Origin of the sequence: Flavobacterium psychrophilum DSM 3660 = ATCC 49418, from assembly GCF_002217405.1 — a bacterium.
GTDB classification, from domain to species: Bacteria; Bacteroidota; Bacteroidia; order Flavobacteriales; family Flavobacteriaceae; genus Flavobacterium; species Flavobacterium psychrophilum.
On the sequence record NZ_MUHE01000044.1, the window covers coordinates 1 to 6,175 of the forward strand.

General features: G+C 29.0%; 8 protein-coding genes. 7 read left to right on the forward strand and 1 reads right to left on the reverse strand.

Annotated features, from left to right (window positions below; genetic code table 11):
* Positions 1-749: 749 nt before the first annotated feature.
* The 4 genes from B0A57_RS10460 to B0A57_RS10475 all read left to right on the forward strand — a co-directional run bounded on the left by B0A57_RS10460 (position 750) and on the right by B0A57_RS10475 (position 3,416).
* Positions 750-2,150 carry a hypothetical protein gene (locus B0A57_RS10460; RefSeq protein ID WP_038466589.1) on the forward strand — a complete coding sequence of 467 codons (1,401 nt, stop codon included), beginning with the start codon at positions 750-752 and terminating at the stop codon, positions 2,148-2,150.
* A gap of 174 nt (positions 2,151-2,324) precedes the next feature.
* On the forward strand, positions 2,325-2,786 hold the full coding sequence (locus B0A57_RS10465; protein WP_038466586.1) for a hypothetical protein: 462 nt from the start codon (positions 2,325-2,327) through the stop codon (positions 2,784-2,786).
* 2 nt (positions 2,787-2,788) lie between these two features.
* Positions 2,789-3,043, forward strand: coding sequence for a hypothetical protein (locus tag B0A57_RS10470; RefSeq protein WP_038466583.1), 255 nt, complete (start codon positions 2,789-2,791; stop codon positions 3,041-3,043).
* A gap of 175 nt (positions 3,044-3,218) precedes the next feature.
* Entirely contained in the window at positions 3,219-3,416 is a 198-nt protein-coding gene (locus B0A57_RS10475; protein WP_038466580.1) for a hypothetical protein, read from the forward strand.
* Here B0A57_RS10475 and B0A57_RS12420 read toward each other — a convergent pair.
* Entirely contained in the window at positions 3,409-3,540 is a 132-nt protein-coding gene (locus B0A57_RS12420; protein ID WP_256948358.1) for a hypothetical protein, read from the reverse strand. The genes B0A57_RS10475 and B0A57_RS12420 overlap by 8 nt on opposite strands.
* A 30-nt stretch (positions 3,541-3,570) precedes the next feature.
* Between B0A57_RS12420 and B0A57_RS10480 the strand changes: the two genes are divergently transcribed.
* Genes B0A57_RS10480 through B0A57_RS10490 form a run of 3 tightly spaced genes read left to right on the forward strand, consistent with a single transcriptional unit; the run spans position 3,571 to position 5,596 of the window.
* Entirely contained in the window at positions 3,571-4,641 is a 1,071-nt protein-coding gene (locus B0A57_RS10480; protein ID WP_038466577.1) for a DUF4339 domain-containing protein, read from the forward strand.
* Between the two features lie 47 nt (positions 4,642-4,688).
* Positions 4,689-5,186: a hypothetical protein gene (locus B0A57_RS10485; protein ID WP_123960888.1), complete on the forward strand. Its 498-nt coding sequence runs from the start codon at positions 4,689-4,691 to the stop codon at positions 5,184-5,186.
* 2 nt (positions 5,187-5,188) lie between these two features.
* The gene (locus B0A57_RS10490; RefSeq protein ID WP_038466571.1) at positions 5,189-5,596 is read left to right on the forward strand and encodes a HEPN domain-containing protein; all 408 of its coding nucleotides are present in this window, start codon (positions 5,189-5,191) and stop codon (positions 5,594-5,596) included.
* Positions 5,597-6,175 lie beyond the last annotated feature (579 nt).

Below are 6,175 nucleotides of genomic sequence, written 5' to 3' on the forward strand. Positions count from 1 at the left end.
AATTACACCCAACGGGTTAAATTAGTTATTTGAAATATTGAGAAAAAGTTTAACAAAAAATTAACATTTATAATTAGCTTGTATTTTGTAATTTGTGCTTACATTTGACCCAACGTAAAAAAGTTAGATAAACCCAACCGAAGTTGGGCTTTTTAAAGGTTTTACAATAGGTTTTGAAAGATATATTTTATCAGTTGAGTTTCAGCCTGCAAGCATAATCTCAATAATAAAGTTTCTTTCCACGAAGGTTTATGGTTTTTAGCCATTTTTGTTTTGGGGTTAAGAGTTCATAAATCATTTTTGCCCAGTAACCGAGGCGAGTTTTGACATAAACATTATTTGTTTTCATAGGGCAAATATTTAAAAATTAGACAATAAAAAATTTGCAACTACACTAATAGTTGACAAAAAAGCACTAAAAAACACGACCTGTTAAATCGTGTGACTACTTAAAAATATTTCTCGTTAAATTTTTTCTCAATTATTCATTTCTGTTATTCTGCAAATTTAGTAAAACACTAAATAACAACCTAATTAAAATAGTTAATCTTTTGTTAAAAAGTTGTACATGAAATCAAATTGAATATAAAAAACAGCACATAACAGCAGTTACACGCTATGCAAGAAGTAGTGGAATTGTCGTCCCGCAAAAAACAGTAAAAATAAATTAGAAACCCAGCAGTCACGAACCCTTGCACAACGTGTAGCTGCGAAACGTTACCAGCCATATTATTACGACAGCGGAAAAAATGAAACATTCACTAACAATACTTTTTCTTTTATTAAACTACTTTGTTTTTGGACAATCAAGCCGAAGCGAATTAGCTAACTCTAAAATTTATGTGAGAGCTACTTATTTTGACAAGAAAAATGAAAATATTGGACTGCAAACAAGAACTGACTTAACAGATACAATTATTGACAAAGTAAAATATCGAAAGTTTCAAACATCCGATTTTATTGATTATTCCGATAAGAGAGAAATGAAAACTTTCTATGAAACATTTGCAAATGGCATTTACTCTTTACTTGACAACAGGAAAAAAGTTCTTCATAAAATCAACTACCAAACTGACAAAGAACAAACTGGTACAATCTTCGGCGAGCAATCAAATATTTTACTTGAATTTATTGACACACGAAATAGCTATCCAAGAGACAGTTTAGTTTCCACAAAAAAAACACCGAGAAAGTACTATCTAAAAGAAAATTCAGAAATCTATATTGTAATTATTCCCGACCTACAATCGCTTGTTGTTTCGAGCAATGGACAGTTTTACACCAAACAGTTAATGGGCGACAATTACAATGACATAACGAACGGCTTAAAAAACAACCTAACAGCTTCAACTAAATTCGACATAAAAAAAGGCGATGAAATTCAGTTATTTTATCGCAGAAAATGGTACAACGACACAACCAATCTTGCTGAGTACCAAGACAAACAATTTAAGAATATCAAATATTTAAGTGACACTATTGTAAGCAATAAAAAAACGTTGAAATTTGAAGTTGAAGGATACAATTATTTGAGCGGCTCTTACGACAATCCACAAGAACTTTTAGTAACTATTACAGACAATGGTTATTATGTAGGTAATCAATTTGTTTCATTTCAAGATTATAAAACAGAATTAAAAATAGTTGAAACTGAGAATGGGAAAGAATTATTTCTACAAGGAGTTACGTTCAACACAATCGCAGGAAACACTTATAGGAAAATAGTTCAAGCGAAAAGCGACCAATATAGATACTATATTTTGCCTTTCTTCCCAATGCCATTTGTTGAGTTTGGTAATGTTCAAGGAATAATAACTTACATGAAAATCAAAGGAATTGAAAGTGGTACGAAAAGAGAAAGAAATTACATCACAGACAAAACTAACATTAGAGATATAATTAGCAAGAAAAGAAATGAAGTTGAAGTAGTGATGTACTTTGTTGATGAAGCAGAAGTTGAAATTGTAATTCAGGACTATGAAACAGACAAAGTTGTTGGAAGTTCTAAATCAAAAGCCAAAAAAGGAATAAACACATTCGTGGTTCAATCAGACAATTTTGAAAAAAACAAACAATACAGTGTTCAGATTAACTACGAAGGCAAAGAGAACTCGGGAAATTTTTCAAATAGTGTAACGACAAAATATTGACAACAGAAGGAAATACGGCTGGTAACAGCCGTTTCTCGCAATTGCGAATTTTGTGGTAAGTTCACGTTTACATTTCGCAAGAATTTTTATCTTTAACGGAAAATAAAAAGTTCCGAAGTTCGCAACTGACGAGAAGCGGCGGAACGTTAGCAAACAGTTTAAAAAACGCACTGAATGAACGATAGAAATTTACTAAAATACTTGATTTATTTTTCAGAAAAGAAAGTTGATTTAAGTGATGAAAAAGGAAAAGAAGAGATTGATAAAATTTTCGGTTGGCAAGTATTCTTAAAGAATCTTCAAATATTGGAAGATGATAGTTTAATTATTGAAAATAATGACCGAAATTCCTATTCTCTAACTGAAAAGGGAAAGATAAATCTAACGGAAATAAAAAATGAAATAGATTTTGAAAATAGTAAACAAAATGCAGAGCTAGAAAGCTTAAAAACTTCAACAGAAGTAAATAAGTTTCTTTTACGAACTAAGTGGTTACCGCATATTGTTGCTTTAGTATCGCTAATATTTTCTATTTACACCTATTTTGATGCTCAAAATGACTCAAAAAAACTAGAAGAACGAATTCATAAATTAGAAAAAAAGTCTGAAACTGTTTTAAATAAATCAAAAAAATAAATATGATAACTATTAATAAAAACGTTGAATATCTGAAAGTTGATGGTGCAAAAATTGTTGACTTAAATGACTCTATAAATGAAATTTTCACAGAATTATTACTTCGAATTGAATTAAGAATTGAACCATACATTTTTAGTCATTCCGCAGAAATAAATATTACAGGTAATACAAAAGAGTATTCATTTTCAATAATTGCAGAAGATGATGAAACTGCAGAATTATTAGAAAAGATAATCGACGAAGAAACTAACTAGTGATTAATAAAAAACAAAACCGATTTGCTAACAGCCGTTTCAAGAAATGGCGAAAAATGTGCAAAATTCACATTTTTCTTTCGCAAGAATTTTTATCTTAGTGGAAAATATGTCGTTACGAAGTTCGCCACTTCATGAAGCGGCGGAACGTTGTGTGAGATTATAAAGAACCAACGTGCTAAAAACACAAAACAGAATGAAAGTGTATGTAAACGGATATGGTTTAAGACCATTTAGAATTGAAGAGACAATAGAAAACCCTACCCAATATAAAGGTAGTTTTGAACTTCCTAAAGGTGTAGAAAGAGCAGACGGAGAAAAGTGGATAAAATTAGATTACTATTTTACCGAAAAAGAGTTAATAGCTAAATAGGAACTTTAGTTACTTCTTTAACAGTAGTTTTAGGATTCTTTTTAGCATACTCTTCGGTAACAGTTCTACCAGTAATAGCACTTCTGTAAAGAGTTACAGTCTTGTATTTAACTTCTTTAGCCATAATAAATAAATTTAATTAGTAACAAATATAATGAATAAGATAAAGAATTTCTTTTTTAACAAGATAGAAAAAAATAAAACAACAAATTTTTATGATTTAGTAACTTCCTTTGTATTAGGCGGTGTGAAAATTTTTATACTTTTAATGCTTAATGTAATAGTTAGCAGTTTTATTTTTACTAAGGGTTTTGAAAATGAGTATATGCTTCTATTTTCAATACTATCAAGTCTAATAACTTTATCTATATTGATTTACATTTTGGTAAATAGGATACCAAATCAAATTAAAGTTTTTAAAAACTACTTGAATAATAATTTTAATAAAAACCAAGGGGTTAAAAAAGTCGATTTTCCAGAAAAAGTAATAAAATCTGAAAATTTAAATTTTGATGATTTTAAAGAAAGAATTTACTTCAAAAATGGCAAAAAGAAAGTGTATTATACTTTTGACCAATTAAAAATTAAAGGAAATTTATACACAAATGATTTGATATGGTTTGAGGATTTAAAAAATTGGACTAAAGTTAGCGAAATTGACGAACTTTCGTCAATAGCATTAAGCGAGCCACCATTAACACAAAAAGAAAAAAATATTCTAGGCTTTAAAAAATCATTGAAACCATCAATAATATTTTATATATTTTTTTCGATATTCATAGGTATATTTTCTGCATTACTAGAAAAAGAACAGTATAAGTATTTTATGTATGAAATTAATAAAAATATTGAAAGTTTAAAAAAAGATGGTTTGTACACTGTGAATTCAAATAGCTCTTATAAAGAAAATTCATTTGAATCATATAGTGAAATGAGACCAAGTGAAATCTATGTTACAAATGAGGATGGCACTAAATTTACAAGATGGTCATATACTTTACCAATAAGAGGTACAGACCAAGAACAGATATCATATAATAAAAGCTATAATTTTTTATTCAGACCATATAAAGCAATTATAGAGCACGCTAATTTATCAATAGAAGAAAGAGAAAATACTTGGATATTGTTGTCAAACTTTACTTATTCAACAATAATAACAAATTTTTTACTTCTTCCTTTTCTAATCTTAGCTTACTTTTTTAAAAATAAAAAGAGAATATGATTTGGAATAAAATTTGTTGTATATTTGAGAAATTATTTTTAATAAAAATGGAAAAGACTTTAACAGATACAAAAGTTGACAATAATCTCGGAAAGTTAAAAGGAATTTTGTTCAAATTACAGTTGGATTTAGAAGAGTTTAAAAACGAGGTTGATAGTAGTTATGCACTTCTAGAAATAGGAGAAAAAACTACTTTGTCAAAAAAACTAGAAAAGTCTATGAAAAATCCGATTAAAGATATATTAGATTTTTCTGGTAAAATTGATAATAAAGTAAGTTATATACTTGACAAAGTTATTAGGGTTCACTTTAAAAATAACAAATCAATACTAGAAAAAGTATTTAAGACAAGAGAAGGTTTAAACGACCTTCATTATTCTATCGTTTTAAAAGAAGATAATACTAAAAATAGGGATATATTTTTTTCATTCTTAAATCAACTTGATTTAACTGATATTTCTCAAAAAGACAAAATCTATTTTCAATTTATACCTTCACAATTAGTTAATAAAATTAAATTTAGTGAAGATATAAATATTGCATAATAATGGATAGATTTTTAAAGCAAGCCTTACATAATGAGGAGTTTCATAAATGTATTTGTGACAACTCATCTAATAAATTTTATGATTGGAAAATTACTTCTTTATTTTATACTGCAATACACTATTTAAAAGCTCTAGCTTTAAAAAGAGCAATAGATATTGGACAGACTCACTATGAAATTGAGCAAAATGTTAACCCCGACAGACAAAACCCTGCGATGAGAATAACTAAAGGGGCTTGGACTGAATATAAAAATTTACTCCATTACTCAAAGACTTCGAGGTATGACGGAGTAGATACAGATTTTGAAACATTCGAGTTACTTATGCAAAAAGATTATGAATATTGTGTAAAACATTTGGATAACTTCAAAAAATATCTGGTTGGTCAAGGACTTGAAATAAAATAACCTCACACAACACACGCTACAAGCAAGTTGGGCTTTAGGCTCAATTTACAATTGGTTTTGTGTCGGCGAAAAACAGTAATAACAGAAAAATAAATAATTATTAACCCCAACCTGCGTGTAGCGCGGGAACGTTATGGCACAGCGCCGAATCGACTCTGGTTACTTCAATCGTGAATATTTATCTTCACACTTTTGAGATTTTTACACCTAAAATCGCTTCCGAACTGACTCAATTCAAAGTCTGAAAAGTGTACCGAACTAAACGCAAAAAAAGTGTTGAGAGAAAACTTCTGAAAATATTCTGAACTTTTGAACTGCCGAAAATTGAAACCTAAAAAACCGAACTGAACGCAAAAAAGTGTTGAGAAAAACTACTGAAATTGAATAGTTTGCGGTTGAACTAAACGCAAAAAAAATCTAAAAAAATAACAGTGCCGATTCTTAGCACCGTGCCATAACAGCTGCTACAAGCAATTTGGGTTTTAGTCTTGAATTTAAAATTCGTTTTGTGTCAGGAAAATTTGGTCAATCCGAAAGTTTTGGCTAATTTAGTCCCAAACTGCTTTTAGCAACGAAACG